The organism is Pseudomonas sp. HLMP (genome assembly GCF_046365545.1).
GTDB lineage: Bacteria > Pseudomonadota > Gammaproteobacteria > Pseudomonadales > Pseudomonadaceae > Aquipseudomonas > Aquipseudomonas guariconensis_B.
On sequence record NZ_JBDLLR010000001.1, the window covers coordinates 4,422,804 to 4,441,533 of the forward strand.

The window sequence follows — 18,730 nt, forward strand, 5'->3', positions numbered from 1 at the left end:
ATGAGGCTCCTGTTGTTGTTGTCATGGGCTGCATCAGGTTCTTGAAACACAGCCTAGGCCTGGGTGAAACAAAAGAATAGGTGGTGTTTTCTGTTGATTTATTAAGTTTTTCTAAACTAAAAATAGGCCTGTCCCCACAGCTGAGAGCCCGTCATGAGCCAGCTCCCCCCGTTACGCGCACTGGAAGTCTTCGAAGCCGTCGGCCTGTGCGGTGGCATCACCCAGGCGGCCAAGCGCCTGGGTATCTCCGCCGGCGCCGTCAGCCAGCAGATGAAGATCCTCGAGCAAGCCGTTGGCCTGAGCCTGACGGTCAAGGAAGGCCAGCGCCTGCGCCTGAACGCCGCCGGCCAGCGCTTTCACGAAGGCTGCAGCCAGGCGTTCGAGCGCTTGCGCGCGGCCTATGCGGGGTTGGAACGCTCGAAGAACACCAGCAACCTCTACATCAGCGCCCTGCCCTCGCTGTTGTCGAAATGGCTGGCACCGCTGGTGGCCGAGTGGCAGGCGGCATTCCCTCAGTTGAGCATCTACCTGGACGGCACCCACACCGAACCGTCCGAGGCCCACGCCAATGGCGTGGACTTTCGCCTGAGCTATGGCGCCGGCATGCATGACGACCAGCACACCCTCGAACTGTTCCGCGATTGCGTGGTACCGGCGTGCAGCCCAGCCTTGCTGGACGCGAAGGTCGACGCCGACCGCCTGCTCGCGCTGCCGTTGATCACCATCGACTGGCGGCCGAAGTTCGATTCACCGCCGTCCTGGGAGGAGTGGTTCGCCACGGCTGGCATCGGCGAGGTGCAAATCGCCAACTACCGGATCTACTCGCTGTCTTCCATGGCCATCCAGGCTGCCATCGACGGGCAAGGCATCGTCCTTGCGCAGTACTCGATGATCAGCCGGGATGTCGACAGCGGCAAACTGATGCTGCCTTGCCTGCGGGCCCTGCCCATGCCAGCGTCCTATTACCTGACCTGGAACCCGGGCAGCATCCACCACGGTCACTGCCGAGCCTTCCAGCGCTGGCTGATCGAGCGCGGGCGTGACCAGCAGGAAGTCACGCAGCGGTTGCTGGCCGAATCCCCGGCATAACGCATTGAATCGATTGACAACAGGGCCCGGACACAGGCATTGTCTGACAACCTGATCAATAGGCAACCGTTTCCATGCTAGAGCTCCAGCGCCCCGACACCCTGGTCGAACGGGTCGTCAGCGCCATCCGTGCAGAGATCGATTCCGGCCGCCTGGCCGCCGAATCGCGCCTGCCCACCGAACAGCAACTGGCCGAGCAGCTCAATGTCAGCCGCTCGGTGGTGCGCGAAGCGGTGGCGCAGCTCAAGGCCGATGGCGTGCTCATCGCCCGCCGCGGGCTCGGCTCCTACATCTCCCAGACTCCCAGCGGCACGGTGTTCCGCTTCCCCGGCAGCCAGGGGCGCAAGCCAGACCTGGTGCAGATGTTCGAGATGCGCCTGTGGATCGAGACCCAGGCCGCCGCCATCGCCGCCCGCCGCCGCGACGCGCACGACCTGGCGCGCATGGCCACGGCCCTGCAGGAAATGCTCGACAGGCGCAGCGACTTCAGCGCCGCCTCCGCCGCCGACGTGGCCTTCCACCGGGCCATCGCCGAAGCCAGCAAGAACGCGTACTTCGTGGCCTTCCACGACTTCCTCGGCGGCCAGTTGGCCGCCGCGCGCCGCAACGCCTGGGAAAACTCCGCCGCCCACTCCGTGGGCGGCTCGGCCGACGCCAATCGCGAGCACCAGGCGCTGTACCAGGCCATCGCCGATGGCGACCGCCAGGCCGCCGCGGCCTGCGCCGAAGCGCACCTGCGGGCCTCGGCCAAGCGCCTGAAGATCGACCTCCCCGCCCTCGACTGACACCCGGAGAACGCCTGGCAGCCTGGCGAGGTTTTCACGCGCACTACTTAGTCTGACAACCTGATAAGCAGATCCACCGACAAGAAATCCAAGGTACCCCTGCATGACCTACGACTACTGCATCATCGGCGGCGGCATCGTCGGCCTCGCCACCGCCATGGCCCTGCTCGAGCAGCGTCCCGGCGCGTCCCTGCTGATCCTGGAAAAGGAAGCGAGCCTCGGCCGCCACCAGACCGGCCACAACAGTGGCGTGATCCATGCTGGCATCTACTATGCTCCGGGCAGCCTCAAGGCCGACCTGTGCAAGCGCGGCGCCCAGGCCACCAAGGACTTCTGCAGCGAGCACGGCATCGCCTTCGACGTCTGCGGCAAGCTGCTGGTGGCCTCCAACGACCTGGAAATGCAGCGCATGCAGGCCCTGTACGAGCGTTCGCAGCAGAACGGCCTGAAGGTCGAGCGCCTGGACGCCGCCGAGCTTGGCCGCCGCGAACCCAACATCGTCGGCAAGGGTGCGCTGTTCCTCGATGCCACCGGCATCGTCGACTACAAGCAAGTGTGTACGGCCATGGCCCGGGTGATCGAGCGGGCCGGCGGCGAAGTCCACCTGAGCACCAGCGTGCGCGCGATCGAAGAACACGGCACGCATGTCGAAGTGCGCAGCGACGCGCAGACCTGGCAGGCACGCCAGCTGGTGGCCTGCGCCGGCCTGCAGTCCGACCGCCTGGCGCGCCTGGCCGGGGTGAAGATCGACCACCAGATCATCCCTTTTCGCGGTGAGTACTACCGCCTGCCCGCGAGCAAGAACCAGGTCGTCAACCACCTGATCTACCCGATCCCCGACCCGGACCTGCCGTTCCTCGGCGTGCACCTGACGCGGATGATCGACGGCAGCGTCACCGTCGGCCCCAACGCCGTGCTCGGCCTGGGCCGGGAGAACTACCGCAAGTTCTCGGTGAACTGGCGCGACGTCGCCGAGTACGCACGCTTCCCGGGTTTCTGGAAGACGATCTGGAACAACCTCGGCTCTGGCACCACGGAGATGAAGAACTCGCTGTTCAAGCGCGGCTACCTGGAGCAATGCCGCAAGTACTGCCCGTCGCTGGAGGTCGAGGACCTGCTGCCCTACGAGGCCGGCATCCGCGCCCAGGCGGTGATGCGCGACGGCACCCTGGTGCACGACTTCCTGTTCGCCGAGACGGCGCGCATGGTGCACGTCTGCAACGCTCCGTCGCCAGCTGCCACCTCGGCCATCCCGATCGGCCAGATGATCGCTGCCAAGATCCTCGAGGCCCGCTGAACCCTGCTGCACACCCCACTACAAAGACAATAAGGAACCTTCGATGTCGGTACATGAGGCGGCCCTGGCCGCGACGGAAACCCCGCAACAGCAACGCAAGCGCCTGCGCAAGGTGGCAGCGGCGACCATCTTCGGCTCGATGCTGGAGTGGTACGACTTCTACCTGTACGCCACGATGGCGGCGATCGTCTTCTCACAGATCTTCTTCGACGCCAGCAACCCGGCGGTGGCCTCGCTGCTGGCGTTCTCCACCTTCGCCATCGGCTTCATCGCCCGCCCCTTCGGCGGCATCCTGTTCGGCTACCTGGGCGACCGCTTCGGGCGCAAGCAGGTGCTGGTGATCACCTTCTGCATGATGGGCGTGTGCACCGCACTGATCGGCCTGATCCCCAGCTATGCCACGATCGGCATCTGGGCGCCGATCATCCTGGTGGTCATCCGTATCATCCAGGGCCTGGGCGCCGGCGCCGAACTGTCCGGCGCGGCGGTGACCTCCTACGAGCACGCCAGCGAAGGCAAGCGCGGCAGCCAGGGTGCTTGGCCGGCGCTGGGCCTGAACCTGGGCCTGCTGCTGTCGTCGCTGACCGTGTACCTGCTGACCATGAACGGCAATGCGTTCCTCATGGCCGGCGGCTGGCGCATCCCCTTCATCGCCAGTATCGCGCTGGTCGGCATTGGCCTGTGGGTACGTCGCAGCATCCCCGAGACGCCGGACTTCAAGGAACTCGACCAGGCCAAGGACAAGCCCCAGGTGTCGCCGCTGAAGCTGCTGCTGCGCAACGACCTCAAGGGCCTGGCCGTGGTGTTCTTCGTGGCCATCGGCTACAACGCCCTGAGCTACATCTTCAAGACGTTCTCGCTGGCCTACCTGACCCAGTTCAAGGGCGTCCAGGCGCATGTCACCTCGCTGTCGGTGACCATCGCCAGCCTGGTGGCGATCTTCGCCGTGCCGTTCTTCGGCTGGCTGTGCGACAAGTGGAGCAGCAAGATCGTGCTGATGCTCGGCGGCGTGTTCTCGGCGCTGTTCGCCTATCCGTTCCTGCAGTTGCTGAGCACGGGTGAACCGACGCTGATCTACGTGGCCATCGGCATCGGCACCGGGATCCTCGCGCCGATGATGTTCGCACCGCAGGGTTCGTTCCTCAGCCGGCAGTTCCCGACCCAGACACGCTCGTCAGGGTTCGGTACCGGGCGGGAGATCGGCACGGCGGTGGCCGGTGGCCTGGCACCGCTGGGCGGCCTGGCCCTGGTGGCTGGCTCGGCGACCCATTCCACCGATGGCGTGGCGCTGATCCTGGCGATTTCCGGGGTGCTGGTGGTGGTCTTCGCCCTGTGCGACCAGGGGCGCAAGCACTCCACCGCGAAGAACTGAGGGCTGCCTAGGCCAGTTAAAGCTTTACAGTCGCAATTGGGGCCGCTCCAGGTACCGCGCTCAATGGCAGAACGGCGCTGTACCTGAGCGGCCCCAGGATGCCAAAAGCACCACATGCCAGGCCCGCTCACCCCACTGGATTCACATGCATCACCCGCCCGCCTTCCGCCGGCCGGTCGACGAACATCACCTCCAGTTCGCTGTTGCGCAGCCCCTTGAGTGCATTCCAATGCGCCGAAGCATGGATGTACCGCGCCTCCAGCAAGTGCCGCTCCTCCTCGCTCAAACCCGGACCAGCGCTACGCCCCAGGGCGAAGTCATGCAATTTGGCACTGATCCCCAGCAACGCCTCCGGCAACCGATACGCCGCCTCGCGCGCCTCCACCTCGGCGAACGGCACCCCACCGCGCACCGCCAGCTCACGCATGATGCGCAGATAGATCCGCGACAAATGCCCCAGTACCTCACGCTCCCGATAAACCGCCGCATACACGCGCTTTTCCGGCCCATCCTGCCTGCAACGCCGCTCGACAGGCACCTCCCAGGTCAGGACCCGGGGCTGCGGCCCCGGCATGCCCGCATACTCCGCCGCCAACTGCCTGGTGGCGATGGCATACGCCCGCGTCCGCTCCGCTGGCGTGCGCGCAGGCACCAGGTTCGATCGCGGCTTGCTCAGCAGGACGCGCTCGGTCATCCGTTCCAGGTAGCCGCCGCCGATGTCCGAATGGACCCCGGGCACGACGATGTCGTGCCCGCTACGCACCAACGGGAAGTTGTGCCGCCTTTCATCGCCAGCCACCAGTTGCACGACCTGGCGCGCAATACCCTCGCCCAGGCCGAGGCGCAACCCGCCGTAACGGTCGTTGGCAGGGCTGAAGTTGCCTTGCCACGGGGCGACGATGGCCGCCACCGTGTCGAACAGGCCGATGAAGTTGATCGTCACAGGCCACGCCAGCAGGCAGGCCGAGCCCTCCTGCAACTGGTTGGCCAGGTGGCGGGCCGCCGCCGCCCCGCGACTGAAGCCGAACAGGTCCAGCTCGACCCCTGCCACGGGGCCCTGCGGTTGCCCTGCACGCCAGCGCCGCAATTGCCCGGCAACCACCGCCAGCGCCTCGGCCACTCGTGCCTCGATCCCCGTCTGGCCACGCCCGGTGGCCTGGGCGAGCGCCGAGTCGGGCGCGCCTTGCGTGGTGCCGATGCCCTCGACATAGACCTTGAAAAAGACCCTGTCCGCAAGTGCCTCCACAGCCCCGACCGGGTACAGCCCGTACAGCAGCGCCACGTTGCTCGGGGCATTGGCATAACTGCCGCCGCGTTCGGGCGATGCTCCCGCGTGCATGCCGTTGCCCAGGTTGTTGCCGGTGCCGTCGAAGAACACCCCCACCCTCAAGGTGAGCGGATGGGGTGTGCCGGAAGCGATGCGTTGCAGGTCCATCGGTGGGTTCCTCATTGTCCAGGACCGACAATGAGGCAACCTCGCGGCGCACGCGGGAACCCGCAGATTCCACAGGCAGTCAGCGATTGTTCGACGACCCGCGCCCGCCCCCCTGGAGAATTTTCCATGCCGCCATTGGTCGGCACGGGCCCGGATGGATTAAAGTATCAGCCCCTGCCCGGACGCCGCTGCGCCAGCACGCCCGGCTCATTTCCAGGAACCCTCGACGATGGAACACCGTGAGGCGCTGATCGCGCTGCGCACATTTCTTTCCTCCCAGATCCTTGGCCAGGAGAAGCTGGTCGAGCGCCTGCTGATCGTGCTCCTGGCCGACGGCCACATGCTGGTCGAAGGTGCGCCCGGGCTGGCCAAGACCAAGGCCATCAAGGAGCTGGCCGAGGGTATCGAGGCACAGTTCCATCGCATCCAGTTCACCCCTGACCTGTTGCCGGCGGACATCACCGGCACCGAGATCTACCGCCCGGAAACCGGCAGCTTCGTGTTCCAGCAGGGGCCGATCTTCCACAACCTGGTGCTGGCCGACGAAATCAACCGTGCCCCGGCCAAGGTCCAGTCGGCGCTGCTCGAGGCCATGGCCGAGCGCCAGGTCAGTGTCGGCCGCAGCACCTACGAGCTGTCGCCGCTGTTCCTGGTCATGGCCACGCAGAACCCGATCGAGCAGGAAGGCACCTACCCGCTGCCCGAGGCCCAGCTCGACCGTTTCCTCATGCACGTGAAGATCGGCTTCCCGGACGCCGCCGTCGAGCGGCGCATCCTCCAGCAGGCCCGGGGCGAGGCGCTGGGCGGCGAGGCCAAGCCGGAGCGGCGGGTCAGCCAGCTGGCGATCTTCGCCGCGCGCAAGGAGATCCTCGGCCTGTACATGGCCGACGCCGTGGAGGAATACCTGGTGCAGCTGGTGATGGCCACCCGCACCCCAGCCAAGTTCGATGCCGAGCTGGCCGACTGGATCGCCTATGGCGCCAGCCCACGCGGCTCGATCGCCCTGGACCGCTGCGCACGCGCCCATGCCTGGCTGGCCGGGCGCGACTTCGTCAGCCCCGAGGACATCCAGGCCGTGCTGTTCGACGTGCTGCGCCACCGCATCATCCTGTCTTTCGAGGCCGAGGCGGCGGGGATCGACCAGGACCGTGTGGTCCAGCGCATCCTCGACGTCGTCGCCGTCGCCTGACCCATGCCCACCGCGCGAACGGCCGAACCCGGCATCCGCATCGGCCTGGCCGAGCTGATCGACATGCGCCATCGCGTGCGCGAGATCCAGCTGTTTTCCCGGCCCGGCCAGCGCAGCCCGCTGGTCGGCCTGCACCACTCCAAGCTGCGCGGGCGCGGCGTGGACTTCGACCAGGTGCGCGTCTACCAGGCCGGCGACGATGTACGCAACATCGACTGGCGTGTCACCGCGCGCACCCAGGAGCCGCACACCAAGCTGTTCCACGAAGAGCGCGAGCGGCCGATCTTCATCCTGGTCGAGCAGAGCCAGCGGCTGTTCTTCAGCTCCGGCCTGATGTTCAAGTCGGTGCTGGCGGCCCAGGCCGCAGCGCTGTTCGGTTGGGCCGCGCTGGGCCACAACGACCGCATCGGCGGCCTGGTGTTCGGCGACAACGAGCACCACGAGATCAAGCCACGGCGTAGCAAGCAAAGCCTGCTGCAACTGCTCAACCGCCTGGCCAAGGTCAACCAGGCGCTGCACACCGAGGCCCAGCCCCAGGCCGACAGCCTCGGCCTGGCCTTGCGCCGGGCCCGCGAGGTGCTGCGCCCGGGCAGCCTGGCCATCGTCATCTGCGACGAACGCGCCTTGAGCGACAGCGTCGAACAGCACCTTTCGATGCTCTCGCGCCACTGCGACCTGCTGCTGATGCCGGTTTCCGACCCGCTCGACCATGCCCTGCCGGCCGCCGGCCTGCTGCGCTTCGCCCAGCGCGGCGCCCAGTTGGAACTCGACACCCTCGACGCCAGCCTGCGCCAGGCCTATCGCCAGCAAGCCGAGTCGCGCGTCGAGCGCTGGGAACTGCTGGCGCAGAAACTGCGGATACTGCTGATGCCCCTGAGCACCCAAAGCGAGATGATCGAGCAACTGCGCGAGCACCTCGATGCCCAGCGCCCCGGGAGCCCTCAATGAATCCGCTGGACCCGTTGCAACCGCTGATCGCCCCGCCGGGCATCGGCCTGTGGCCACCCGCGCCCGGCTGGTGGGTGCTGCTGGCCATGCTGCCGCTGCTCGGCTGGGGCCTGTGGCGCTTGCGCCACTGGCGCCCTGGCAAACGTCGGGTGGTGCGCGCCGAGCAGCCGCTGGACCCGATACGCCAGGAGGCCCTGGCCGAGCTCGCCCGCCTGCCCCGCCCCTACGACGGTGCCCCGGCCGGCGCCTGGCTGCAGCAGATCAACGCCCTGCTCAAGCGCCTGTGCCGCAACCACTACCCCGGCGCCAACAGCCACACCCTCAATGGCCGCCAATGGCTGGCCTTTCTCGACAACCGCTGCCCCGCCGCCGGCCTGACCCGCTGGATGGTGCTGGTCGAAGGCGCCTACAAGCCCGAGTGCAAGCTCGACGACAAGGCCATCGCCGGGCTCGCCCAGGCGGTCGAAACCTGGATCCGCAAGCATGTTTGAACTGGCCTGGCCGTGGGTCTTCCTGCTGCTACCGCTGCCCTGGCTGGCACGCCTGGTGCTGCCCGCCGCCGACAGCGGCGAGCCGGTGCTCAAGGTGGGTTTCCTCGATGAACTGGAAGGCCTGGCCGGGCGCCGCGCCCGCCTCAACCTGCCGACCTGGCGCCAGCAGGCCCCCTTCGTGCTGATCTGGCTGCTCCTGCTGCTGGCCGCTGCTCGCCCGCAATGGCTGGGCGAGCCGGTGCCGGTCGCCGCCAGCGGCCGCGACCTGCTGGTGGCGGTGGACGTCTCCGGCTCCATGGACTTTCCCGACATGCACTGGCAGGACGAGGACATCAGCCGCCTGGACCTGGTCAAGGCGCTGCTCGGCGACTTCCTCCAGGACCGCCAGGGCGACCGGGTAGGGCTGATCCTGTTCGGCAGCGAAGCCTACCTGCAGGCGCCGCTGACCTTCGACCGGCACACCGTGCGCACCTTCCTCGACGAGGCGCAGATCGGCATCGCCGGCAAGAACACCGCCATCGGCGATGCCATCGGCCTGGCGGTCAAGCGCCTGCGCCAGCGGCCGGCGCAGAGCCGCGTGCTGGTGCTGGTGACCGACGGCGCCAACAACGGCGGGCAGATCCACCCGCTGACCGCCGCGCGCCTGGCCGCCCAGGAAGGCGTGCGCATCTACACCATCGGCATCGGCGCCAACCCCGAAGCCAGCGGTACGCCCGGCCTGCTCGGCCTGAACCCGAGCCTGGACCTGGACGAAGCCTCGCTGCGGGAGATCGCCGAGCTGACCCACGGCGCCTATTTCCGCGCCCACGACGGCGCCGAGCTGGATGCCATCGGCGATACCCTCGACCAATTGGAGCCGGTGGCCCAGCAACCGACCCAGGCGCGCACCGCCAAAGCCCTGTATGCCTGGCCACTGGCCCTGGCGCTGCTGCTCAGCGTGCTGCTGGTGGCCGCCGCCCAATGGCCGGACAACCGGCTGCAGCGCCTGCTGCGTCGGCCGCGCTTCCTGCAGCCGCACCCGGAGTGGCGCCAGCGCCTGCAACGCCTGCGCCTGAGGAGGCGGCGATGATCGAATTCTGGCCGCAATGGCTGCGCCCGCTCTGGCTGCTGGTGGTGCCGCTGCTCGCCTGGCTGCTGTTCAAGCGCTGGCATCGGCGCAAGCGCGCCGGGCGTTGGCAACTGATCCTGCCGCCACAGTTCCATGCCGTGCTGCTCGGCGGCGGCAGCGGCAGCACCAGCAAGCTGCCCTGGATCGCCCTGGGCCTGGCCTGGTTGCTGGTCGTCCTGGCCCTGCTCGGCCCGAGCTGGCAACGCCTGGAGGAAACCCGCCAGCGCCCGGCCGACCCGCTGGTGATCCTGCTCGAACTGACCCCGCAGATGCTCGCCGAGGACAGCCCGCCGAACCGCCTGGAGCAGGCCCGGCGCAAGATCCTCGACCTGCTCGAGCATCGCCGCGACAGCCAGACCGCGCTGGTGGTCTATGCCGGCAGCGCACATACCCTGGTGCCGCTGTCCGACGACCTGGGCACCACCCGCAACCTGCTCGAGGCGATCGATCCGTCGATCATGCCGCAGCCCGGCCAGCGCGCCGACCTGGCCGTGCAAAAGGGCCTGGCGCTGCTGGCCCAGAGCGGCCTGGGCCAGGGCCGCCTGCTGCTGGTCGGCTCGGCGCTGAGCCCACAGGAGCGTGATGGCATCCTCCAGGCCCTCGGCCGCCAGGGCCCGAGCCTGCTGATGCTCGGTATCGGCAGCGCCGAAGGTGCGCCGGTGCGCCAGGCCAACGGCGAATACCTCAAGGACGACCAGGGCGGCATCCTCCTGCCACGCCTGGACAGCGCCAGCCTCAAGGCCTTCGTCGCGGGCACCGGCGGGCGCTACCGGCATGCCCGCATCGACGACCTGGACCTGCGTGGCCTGGGGTTGTTCGACACTCCCCACATCCTGCGCAACGACGGCCAGACCCTGCAGCTGGACAGCTGGGCCGACCAGGGCTACTGGCTACTGCTGCCGCTGTTGCTGCTGGCCGCCTGCGCCGGCCGACGCGGCTGGTTGTTCTGCCTGCCGTTGCTGCTGGCGCTGCCGCAACCGGGCCAGGCCTTCGAGTTCGACGACCTGTGGCTGCGCCCCGACCAACAGGGCCAGCGCCTGCTCGAGCAACAGCGCCCCGCCGAGGCGGCCCAGCGCTTCGAAGACCCACAGTGGCGCGGCATGGCGCTGTACCAGGCCGGCGACTTCGAAGGCGCGGCCCAGGCCTTCGCCCAGGGCAACAGCGCCGCGGCCCACTACAATCGTGGCAATGCCCTGGCCCGCGCCGGTGCGCTGGAAGCCGCCCTGGACGCCTACGAACAGGCCCTGGAGCGCCAGCCCGACCTGCAGCCTGCCCTGGACAACCACGCCCTGGTCCAGCAACTGTTGCAACAGCGCCAGGCCAAGGCCGAGGAACGACCGGCCAGCAGCGATGCCCAAGGCACGCCCGGCAGCGAGACCGACGGCAACAGCAGCTCGGCCGCCAACCAGGCCCAGGGCACGCCCGGCAACGAAGAGCAGGCCGCGGCCGAACAGCCCGGCGAAGGCACTGGCGAGCACCAGGCCCAGGCTGGCAACCAGCCCGGCGACGACGACGGTGTCACCCAGCCGCCGCAACGGCCCGTGCCCACCAGCCTCGACGCCGAGCAGCGCCAGGCCCTGGAACAGTGGCTGCGGGAGATTCCCGACAACCCGGCCCAGCTGCTGCGGCGTAAATTCTGGTACGAACAGCAATTGCATCAGGAAACCCCACGATGAGCCGCTTCGGCGTCTTCCTACTCAGCCTGCTGTGGCTCGTCCAGGCCCAGGCGCAACCGGCCCTGCAGGCCAGCGTCGACCGTACCCGCCTGGAAGCCGGCGAAACCCTGGAACTGACCCTGGAAAGCCAGGACATCACCCAGTTCGGCAAGCCGGACCTGCGCGCCCTGGAGGGCGACTTCGAGGTCCGTGACACGCGCCAGCTCAACAGCCTGCATACCCTCGACGGCGAGACCCGCGCCAGCACCCGCTGGATCATCACCTTGCTGCCACGGCGCAGCGGCAGCCTGCGCATTCCCGAGCTGCAGCTGGGCCAGTCGCGCAGCCAGCCCATCGAACTGCAGGTGCTCCAGGCCGATGCCAGCCGCCCTGGCAGCGCCGCCCAGGTGTTCGTCGAAGCGACCCTGGACAGCACCGAGGTCTACGTCCAGGCCCAGGCCGTGCTGACCCTGCGCATCTACCATTCGGTGTCGCTGTACGACGACAGCAGCCTCAGCCCACTGCAACTGAACGATGCCAAGGTCGAGCCGCTGGGCGAGTCGCGCACCTACGAGAAAGAGATCGACGGTGTGCGCCACGGGGTGATCGAGACACGCTACGCGATCTACCCGCAGCACAGCGGCAGCCTGGAAGTCCCGCCGCTGACCTTCACCGCCACGGCGGCCGACGGCGGCGAGCCAACGGCCGGCATGCCCCGGGTCGGGCGCCAGGTGCAGGTCAGCTCGCTGCCGCTGCACCTGACGGTGCGACCGATTCCCAGCGCCTGGCCAGCCGACACGCCCTGGCTGCCGGCACGCAGCCTGGCCCTGGAAGAACACTGGAACCCGGACCCGGCCCGCCAGCCGACGCAGATCGGCGACTCCCTGACCCGCAGCATCACCCTGCGCGCCGAAGGGCTGTCGAGCACCCAGTTGCCCCCCCTGCCGGCCACCGAGACCTACGGCCTACGCCGCTACCCCGACCAGCCGCTGCTGCGCAACGAGATCAACGAGCGCGGCATGATCGCCAACCGCGAGGAGCGCGAGGCCCTGGTGCCGACCCACAGCGGCGACCTGGCCCTGCCGGCTCTCGAGGTCACCTGGTGGAACACCCGCGAGGACCACCTGGAACACAGCAGCCTGCCGGCGCGCACCCTGCAGGTGCAGGACAACCCGGCGCTGAGCGCCGAGACGCCGGTGGGCGATGGCAGCAGCGCCTGGCTCTGGGCCTGGCAACTGGCGACCCTGGTCCTGGCCCTGACCACCCTGCTGGGCTTTGCCCTGTGGTGGCGCGCCCGCTCGCAGCCGGCGGTGCTGCGCGCTGCCCAGAGCGGGCCGAGCCCGCGCACCCTGCTGGACGACCTCAAGCGTGCCTGCCAGGCCAACGACCCCCAGGCCACGCGCCAGGCGCTGGACGCCTGGGCACGCCAGCAACCGGAAACCCTGGCCGAGATGGCCGCCCGTTTCGTGCCCTTGTCCGATGCCCTGGATGGCCTCAACGGCGCCCTGTACAGCGAGAGCGGCCAGTACTGGCACGGCGACGAGCTGTGGCGCGCCATCGGCGCCATCCCACCGGCCGAGCAGGTGCTGGCGCCTGCTGGGGAAACCGGGAGCTTGCCGCCGTTGTATCCGAAATGATCAAAGCCTCTGGGTTCTAGAGGCCAGCGACACCGTTGGGTTTGGCTAATGCTGGGGCCGCTTCGCGCCCCTGCACCCTATTCCCGCGCACGATATCGAGCCTGCACAAAACCACTTGGGTTAACATACCGTCCTCGCTCGCCGGCCACCCCGGCCACTCAATGAACGCCCAACGACCAGGTGAGGCACAAGCTTTCCTGCTCCCATCCAACGGATCATCCATGCGTCTGTTTCACACCTCCGACTGGCACCTGGGCCAAAGCCTGCATGGCCAGGACCGCGACTTCGAACACGCCTGCTTCCTCGACTGGCTGCTCGGCCAACTACGCCTGCGCCAACCCGATGCCCTGCTGATCGCCGGCGACATCTTCGACACGGTCAACCCACCGGTCAAAGCCCAGGAGCGGCTCTACGACTTCATCGTCCAGGCCCACGAGCAACAGCCGAAGCTGGACATCGTGATGATCGCCGGCAACCACGACTCCGGCTCGCGCATCGAGCTGCCGGCAGCGCTGATGCGGCGCCTGCGCACCCATGCCCTGGGCCGGGTGCACTGGCTCGACGAGGGCCAGCTGGACGCCGAACGCCTGCTGATCCCGCTGACCAATGCCCGTGGCAAGGTCTGCGCCTGGTGCCTGGCCCTGCCCTTCCTGCGCCCGGCGGAGGTCACCGGCCCACAACTGGGCGACGACTACCTGCAAGGCATCACCCAGGTGCACCAGCAATTGATCGCCGCCGCCCAGGCCAAGCGCAAGAAGGACCAGGCGCTGGTCGCCATCAGCCATGCGCACATGGCCGGCGGCGCAGTCTCCGAGGACTCCGAGCGCAGCCTGATCATCGGCAACGCCGAGGCCCTGCCGGCACGCCTGTTCGACAAGGCCATCAGCTACGTCGCCCTGGGCCACCTGCACAAGCCGCAGCGGGTCAACCGCGAAGCACGCATCCGCTACAGCGGCTCGCCGATCCCCCTGTCGTTCGCCGAGATCGGCTACCCGCACCAAGTGCTCGAGGTGGAGCTCGACGGTGCCGAGCTGGTCAGCATCGAGCCGCGCCTGGTGCCGCGTGCCGTGGCCCTGCAACGCATCGGCCCGGCGCCGCTGGGCGAGTTGCTCGAGCAACTCGCCGAGTTGCCGGTGGTCGACCTGCTCGAAGACCCCAACCGCCAGCCCTGGCTGGAGGTGCGCGTGCGCCTGGACGAACCGCAGCCCGACCTGCGCCAGCAGATCGAGGCCGCCCTGGCCGGCAAGGCCGTGCGCCTGGTGCGCATCGGCGCCGAGTACGCCGGGCGCGGCAACCAGGACGATGACGAGCTGGCGTTCGTCGAACTGGCCCAGATGACCCCGCAAGACCTGTTCAGCCGGGCCTGGGAGCAGGCCTACGGCAACCCCGTCGACGAACAGGCACTGGCCGACTTCGCCCTGCTGCTGCAGGACGTCCAGCTGGAGGAGGAGCAGCCATGAAGATCCTTGCCATTCGCCTGAAGAACCTGGCCTCCCTGGCCGGGCCGATCGACATCGACTTCACCGCCGAGCCCCTGGCCAGCGCCGGCCTGTTCGCCATCACCGGGCCCACCGGCGCCGGCAAGAGCACCCTGCTCGATGCCCTGTGCCTGGCCCTGTTCGGCACCGTGCCGCGGCTCAACGACATCGGCCGGGAAGCCAAGGTGCCGGACGCCGACGGCGAGATTCCGACCTACGATCCGCGCAACCTGCTGCGCCGAGGCACCGGCAGCGGCCATGCCGAGGTCGACTTCGTTGGCATCGACGGCCGCCGCTACCGCGCCCGCTGGGAGGCCAACCGCGCCCGCGAGAAGGCCAACGGCAAGCTGCAGCACAGCCGCCAGAGCCTCTACGACCTGGACAGCGAGCAACTGCTGGGCAGCGGCAAGAACGAGTACAAGCAACTGGTCGAGGCACGCCTGGGCCTGAACTTCGAGCAGTTCACCCGCGCGGTGATGCTGGCCCAGAGCGAGTTCGGCGCCTTCCTCAAGGCCGACGACAAGGAGCGCAGCGAACTGCTGGAAAAGCTCACCAACACGGCGATCTACACCCGCCTGGGCCAACGCGCCTTCACCAAGGCCAGGGATGCCGGCGAAGCCCACCGGGCCCTCGAGGCGCAGGCCAGTCTCCTGCTGCCGATGGCCGCCGAGGCCCGTGCCGAGCTCGACCAGCGCCTGGAACAGGCCCAGCAGCAGTTCAAGGCCGAGCAGGCACGCGAGCGCCAGCTGGAGCAACAACGGGCCTGGCTGAACGAGCGACAGCAGCTGCAAGCCCAGCACAGCGAGGCCGGCGAAGCCCTGAAAGCGGCCGAACAGGCATGGCAGCAACTGGCCGACCAGCGCCTGGACCTGCAACGCCTGGAGCGCCTGGCGCCACAGCGGCACCAGTTCCATCGTCAGCAGGCCCTGGCCGCCCAGCTTGCGCCCCTGGCCACGACGCTCGAACAACAGCAGCGCCAGCAGGAAGCCCTGCAGGCCCAGACGGTCGAGCTGGAGCAAGCACTGGCCGTTGCGCGCCAGGCCCTGGCCGAGGCCCAGACCAACCAGGGCGAGAACACCCCACGCCTGCGCCAGGCCTTCGCCGCCCAGGACAGCCTGACCCGCCTCGACCAGGAACTGGCCAGGCTGCACGCCGCCGGGCAGCAGGCCGACCAGACCGTTGTCGAAGGCCAGCAACAGCTGCAACAGCTCGAACAACAGCAGCAGCGCAGCCTCCAGCAACTGGCGCAGATCGAAACGGCACTGGCCGAGAGCGCTCCGCTCGCGGCCCTGGGCAATGCCTGGCAGGCCTATCGCGGCCAGCTCCAGCAGCTGTTGCAGATCGGCAATCGGCTCAGCCAGGGGCGCGACGAGCTGCCGGGCCTGCAGGCGCAGGCCAGCCAGGCCAATGCCCAATGGCAGGAACAGCGCGATGCCTTCGAGCTGCTGTTCCGCGAAGCCGGCGCCGAACCCCAAGCCCTGGCCGAACAGCTCGACCTGCTCGGCAGCATGCTGCAGGACAACCGCAAGCAACAGCGCGCCGTGGAGGAACTGGCGCGCCTGCACGCCCGCCAGCAAGAACTGCAGCACAGCCTGCATGCCCTGCGCGAACGCCAGCAGCACGCCCTGCAACAGCGCCAGCAACTGATCGGCGAAGGCCAGGCGGCCAAGACCGAGCTGGAAGCCGCGGAGCAGGCCCTGGCCCTCACCCGCCAACTGCTCGAACGCCAGCGCCTGGCGCGCACGGCCAGCGTCGAGGAACTGCGGGCGCAACTGCGCGACGGCGAACCCTGCCCGGTGTGCGGCAGCGCCGAGCATCCCTATCACCAGCCCGACGCCCTGTTGCAGAGCCTGGGCCGCCGTGATCAGGCCGAAGAAGCAGCGGCCCAGGCCCAGGTGGACACCCTCAACGCCCGCCTGGTGGAACTGCGCACCCAGGTCGGCGTGGTCAATGGCCAGATCAAGGAGTACCAGCACCAGCAAGCCCAACTGGGCGAACAACTGCCCCCCCTGGAGCAACAGCTCGCCGCCCATGCCCTGTGGCCGGCGCTTTGCGCCAGCGCCGAGGACGACAAGGGCCGCGCTGCCTGGCTGGAAGCGCAGCTGCGCCGCCTGGACGAGGAGATCGGCCGTGACGAGCAGCGCCAGGCCGCCCTGCTCACCCTGCAGAAGGACGCCGCACGCCTCAACCAGCAATTGCAGGCCGCCAGCGAGGCCCAGCAACAGGCCCAGCGTCGCCTCGACCAGCAGCACCAGGCCCTGGCCGCCGACCAGGAGCGCCTGGAGCAGGCCCTGGCCGACTTTGCTGGTGTGCTGCCTGCCGATATTCTCCAGGCCCTGCGCGACGAGCCCTCGCACACCTTCCTCGCCCTCGACCAGCAGGTCACCCAGCGCCTGCAACAACTCGAACAACAGCAGGAAGAACAGCAAGAGCAGCAACAGCGCCAGCAACAACTGGAGCGCCTGCACGACCAGCAGCAATCACGCCTGCAGCGCCAGGCGGAGTTGCAACAGCAAATCGCCAGCCTCGCCGAACAACAGCAGCGAGCTCGCACCACGCTGGGCGAGCTGCTGGGCGAGCATGCCAATGCCGAGGCCTGGCAGCAGCACCTGGAGCAGCAGGTGGAACAGGCCCGCGCCGGCGAAGCCGATACCGCCCAGCGCTTGCAGGAAGCACGCACCCAGGGTGTGCAACTGGCCGGCGAACGCAAGGCCAACGCCGCCCGCCTGCAGACGCTCGAACAGGAACACCAGCAGTTGCAGGGCGAGATCGCCCAATGGCGCGCCGCCCACCCCGAACTGGACGACGCCGGCCTGGACCGCCTGCTGGCCATGGATGAGGCCCAGTTGGGCGACCTGCGCCAGCACCTGCAAGCCGCCGAGAAGGCCGTCGAACAAGGCCGCGTGCTGCTCCAGGAGCGCGAACAGCGCCTGCAGCAGCATGCCGCCCAGGGCAATGTCGAGGCCTCCGTCGAAGACTTGGAGCAACGGCTTGGCGAACTGCGCGAGCAGTTGGCCACCCAGGAACAGCAATGCGCCGAACTGCGCGCCCAACAGGCCGACGACCAGCGCCGCCAGCAGGCACACCAGGCCCTGGCCGAGGAAATCGAGCAGGCGCGCCAGGAGTGGCAACGCTGGGCTCGGCTCAATGCGCTGATCGGCTCGGCCACCGGCGACGTGTTCCGCAAGATCGCCCAGGGCTACAACCTCGACCTGCTCCTGCACCACGCCAACAGCCAGTTGCGCCAGCTGGCCCGGCGCTACCGCCTCAAGCGCGGCGGCAGTGCCCTCGGCCTGCTGGTGCTGGACACCGAGATGGGCGACGAGCTGCGCTCGGTGCATTCGCTGTCCGGCGGCGAGACCTTCCTGGTTTCCCTGGCCCTGGCCCTGGGCCTGGCATCCATGGCCTCGAGCACCCTGCGCATCGAGTCGCTGTTCATCGACGAAGGCTTCGGCAGCCTCGACCCCGAGTCGCTGCAACTGGCCATGGACGCCCTCGACGGCCTGCAGGCCCAGGGACGCAAGGTCGCGGTGATTTCCCACGTGCAGGAGATGCACGAACGCATCCCGGTACAGATCCAGGTGCGCCGCCAGGGCAACGGCCTGAGCGAGGTGGAGGTGTGCGGGTGATCCTCTACTCGTTCCGCCGCTGCCCCTGGGCCATGCGTGCGCGCCTGGCGTTGCGCTATGCCGGCTGCCCGGTGGAGATCCGCGAGGTGGCGATGAAGCACAAGCCCGCCGAGCTGCTGGCGCTGTCGCCCAAGGGCACGGTGCCGGTGCTCGATACTGGTGAGGGGGTGCTGGAGGAAAGCCTGGACATCATGCGCTGGGCGCTGGAACGCCACGATCCCCAGGACTGGCGCCTGCAGGCCGACCCTGCCGCTGCTGCCCAAGGCGAGGCGCTGATCGTGCGCAACGACAGCACGTTCAAGGCGCAGGTGAACCTGTACAAGTACGCCGAGCGTTATCCCGAGCAATCGCGGGCGCACTACCGCCAGCAGGCCGAACCCTGGCTGGCTGAACTGGAGGCGCTGCTCGCAAGCCGCCCCTACCTGCTCGCCGACCACCCGAGCCTGGCCGATGCGGCTCTGCTCCCCTTGATGCGCCAGTTTGCCGGGGTCGAACCGCAATGGTTCGCCGAGGCGCCTTACCCGCGGGTGCGCAGCTGGTTGCAAGGGTGGCTGGATTCAGCGTTGTTCCAGGCCATCATGGCTCGGTAGCGGAGTCTTTGGGGCTGCTGCGCAGCC

14 protein-coding genes are annotated in these 18,730 nt (G+C 68.4%); 13 read left to right on the forward strand and 1 reads right to left on the reverse strand.

The features are described 5' to 3' along the window. The first annotated feature begins 153 nt into the window (after positions 1–153). The 4 genes from ABFA30_RS20390 (at position 154) to ABFA30_RS20405 (ending at position 4,543) form a co-directional block, all read left to right on the forward strand. The gene (locus tag ABFA30_RS20390) at positions 154–1,089 is read left to right on the forward strand and encodes a LysR substrate-binding domain-containing protein (protein WP_225786985.1); all 936 of its coding nucleotides are present in this window, start codon (positions 154–156) and stop codon (positions 1,087–1,089) included. A 74-nt stretch (positions 1,090–1,163) separates the two neighbouring features. Further along, a complete protein-coding gene (locus ABFA30_RS20395) occupies positions 1,164–1,874 on the forward strand; it encodes a FadR/GntR family transcriptional regulator (RefSeq protein ID WP_253080986.1) in 711 nt (236 codons plus the stop codon). Between the two features lie 103 nt (positions 1,875–1,977). Then, entirely contained in the window at positions 1,978–3,171 is a 1,194-nt protein-coding gene (gene lhgO / locus ABFA30_RS20400; RefSeq protein ID WP_225786987.1) for an L-2-hydroxyglutarate oxidase, read from the forward strand. A gap of 43 nt (positions 3,172–3,214) precedes the next feature. After that, a complete protein-coding gene (locus tag ABFA30_RS20405; protein WP_225786988.1) occupies positions 3,215–4,543 on the forward strand; it encodes an MFS transporter in 1,329 nt (442 codons plus the stop codon). A 127-nt stretch (positions 4,544–4,670) separates the two neighbouring features. Here ABFA30_RS20405 and ABFA30_RS20410 read toward each other — a convergent pair whose 3' ends face one another. Next, the gene (locus ABFA30_RS20410) at positions 4,671–5,978 is read right to left on the reverse strand and encodes a T6SS phospholipase effector Tle1-like catalytic domain-containing protein (RefSeq protein ID WP_410045844.1); all 1,308 of its coding nucleotides are present in this window, start codon (positions 5,976–5,978) and stop codon (positions 4,671–4,673) included. Positions 5,979–6,207: 229 nt separating this feature from the next. Here ABFA30_RS20410 and ABFA30_RS20415 point away from each other — a divergent pair, with 229 nt between their 5' ends. The 9 genes from ABFA30_RS20415 (at position 6,208) to ABFA30_RS20455 (ending at position 18,703) form a co-directional block, all read left to right on the forward strand. After that, entirely contained in the window at positions 6,208–7,167 is a 960-nt protein-coding gene (locus tag ABFA30_RS20415; RefSeq protein ID WP_253080984.1) for an AAA family ATPase, read from the forward strand. Between the two features lie 3 nt (positions 7,168–7,170). Next, entirely contained in the window at positions 7,171–8,115 is a 945-nt protein-coding gene (locus ABFA30_RS20420; protein WP_225786991.1) for a DUF58 domain-containing protein, read from the forward strand. Then, positions 8,112–8,606: a DUF4381 domain-containing protein gene (locus tag ABFA30_RS20425; protein WP_225786992.1), complete on the forward strand. Its 495-nt coding sequence runs from the start codon at positions 8,112–8,114 to the stop codon at positions 8,604–8,606. The genes ABFA30_RS20420 and ABFA30_RS20425 overlap by 4 nt, the downstream gene beginning before the upstream one ends. Continuing rightward, the gene (locus ABFA30_RS20430) at positions 8,599–9,675 is read left to right on the forward strand and encodes a vWA domain-containing protein (RefSeq protein ID WP_410045845.1); all 1,077 of its coding nucleotides are present in this window, start codon (positions 8,599–8,601) and stop codon (positions 9,673–9,675) included. Before ABFA30_RS20425 ends, ABFA30_RS20430 begins: the two co-directional genes overlap by 8 nt. Further along, positions 9,672–11,390, forward strand: coding sequence for a VWA domain-containing protein (locus ABFA30_RS20435; protein ID WP_410045846.1), 1,719 nt, complete (start codon positions 9,672–9,674; stop codon positions 11,388–11,390). Before ABFA30_RS20430 ends, ABFA30_RS20435 begins: the two co-directional genes overlap by 4 nt. Continuing rightward, the gene (locus tag ABFA30_RS20440; protein ID WP_225786995.1) at positions 11,387–13,006 is read left to right on the forward strand and encodes a BatD family protein; all 1,620 of its coding nucleotides are present in this window, start codon (positions 11,387–11,389) and stop codon (positions 13,004–13,006) included. Before ABFA30_RS20435 ends, ABFA30_RS20440 begins: the two co-directional genes overlap by 4 nt. 221 nt (positions 13,007–13,227) lie before the next feature. Continuing rightward, entirely contained in the window at positions 13,228–14,466 is a 1,239-nt protein-coding gene (locus ABFA30_RS20445; RefSeq protein ID WP_225786996.1) for an exonuclease SbcCD subunit D C-terminal domain-containing protein, read from the forward strand. After that, positions 14,463–18,113 (forward strand): AAA family ATPase, encoded by a 3,651-nt coding sequence (locus ABFA30_RS20450; protein ID WP_410045847.1) that lies wholly within the window; start codon positions 14,463–14,465, stop codon positions 18,111–18,113. Before ABFA30_RS20445 ends, ABFA30_RS20450 begins: the two co-directional genes overlap by 4 nt. Then, positions 18,110–18,703, forward strand: a complete 594-nt coding sequence (locus ABFA30_RS20455) for a glutathione S-transferase (protein WP_225787155.1) — start codon at positions 18,110–18,112, stop codon at positions 18,701–18,703. The genes ABFA30_RS20450 and ABFA30_RS20455 overlap by 4 nt, the downstream gene beginning before the upstream one ends. Positions 18,704–18,730 lie beyond the last annotated feature (27 nt).

Coding starts and splice junctions, on each gene's coding strand:
- ABFA30_RS20390 (WP_225786985.1), top strand. CDS start 154: ATGAGCCAGCTCCCCCCGTTACGCGCACTGGAAGTCTTCGAAGCCGTC.
- ABFA30_RS20395 (WP_253080986.1), top strand. CDS start 1,164: ATGCTAGAGCTCCAGCGCCCCGACACCCTGGTCGAACGGGTCGTCAGC.
- lhgO (WP_225786987.1), top strand. CDS start 1,978: ATGACCTACGACTACTGCATCATCGGCGGCGGCATCGTCGGCCTCGCC.
- ABFA30_RS20405 (WP_225786988.1), top strand. CDS start 3,215: ATGTCGGTACATGAGGCGGCCCTGGCCGCGACGGAAACCCCGCAACAG.
- ABFA30_RS20410 (WP_410045844.1), bottom strand. CDS start 5,978: ATGGACCTGCAACGCATCGCTTCCGGCACACCCCATCCGCTCACCTTG.
- ABFA30_RS20415 (WP_253080984.1), top strand. CDS start 6,208: ATGGAACACCGTGAGGCGCTGATCGCGCTGCGCACATTTCTTTCCTCC.
- ABFA30_RS20420 (WP_225786991.1), top strand. CDS start 7,171: ATGCCCACCGCGCGAACGGCCGAACCCGGCATCCGCATCGGCCTGGCC.
- ABFA30_RS20425 (WP_225786992.1), top strand. CDS start 8,112: ATGAATCCGCTGGACCCGTTGCAACCGCTGATCGCCCCGCCGGGCATC.
- ABFA30_RS20430 (WP_410045845.1), top strand. CDS start 8,599: ATGTTTGAACTGGCCTGGCCGTGGGTCTTCCTGCTGCTACCGCTGCCC.
- ABFA30_RS20435 (WP_410045846.1), top strand. CDS start 9,672: ATGATCGAATTCTGGCCGCAATGGCTGCGCCCGCTCTGGCTGCTGGTG.
- ABFA30_RS20440 (WP_225786995.1), top strand. CDS start 11,387: ATGAGCCGCTTCGGCGTCTTCCTACTCAGCCTGCTGTGGCTCGTCCAG.
- ABFA30_RS20445 (WP_225786996.1), top strand. CDS start 13,228: ATGCGTCTGTTTCACACCTCCGACTGGCACCTGGGCCAAAGCCTGCAT.
- ABFA30_RS20450 (WP_410045847.1), top strand. CDS start 14,463: ATGAAGATCCTTGCCATTCGCCTGAAGAACCTGGCCTCCCTGGCCGGG.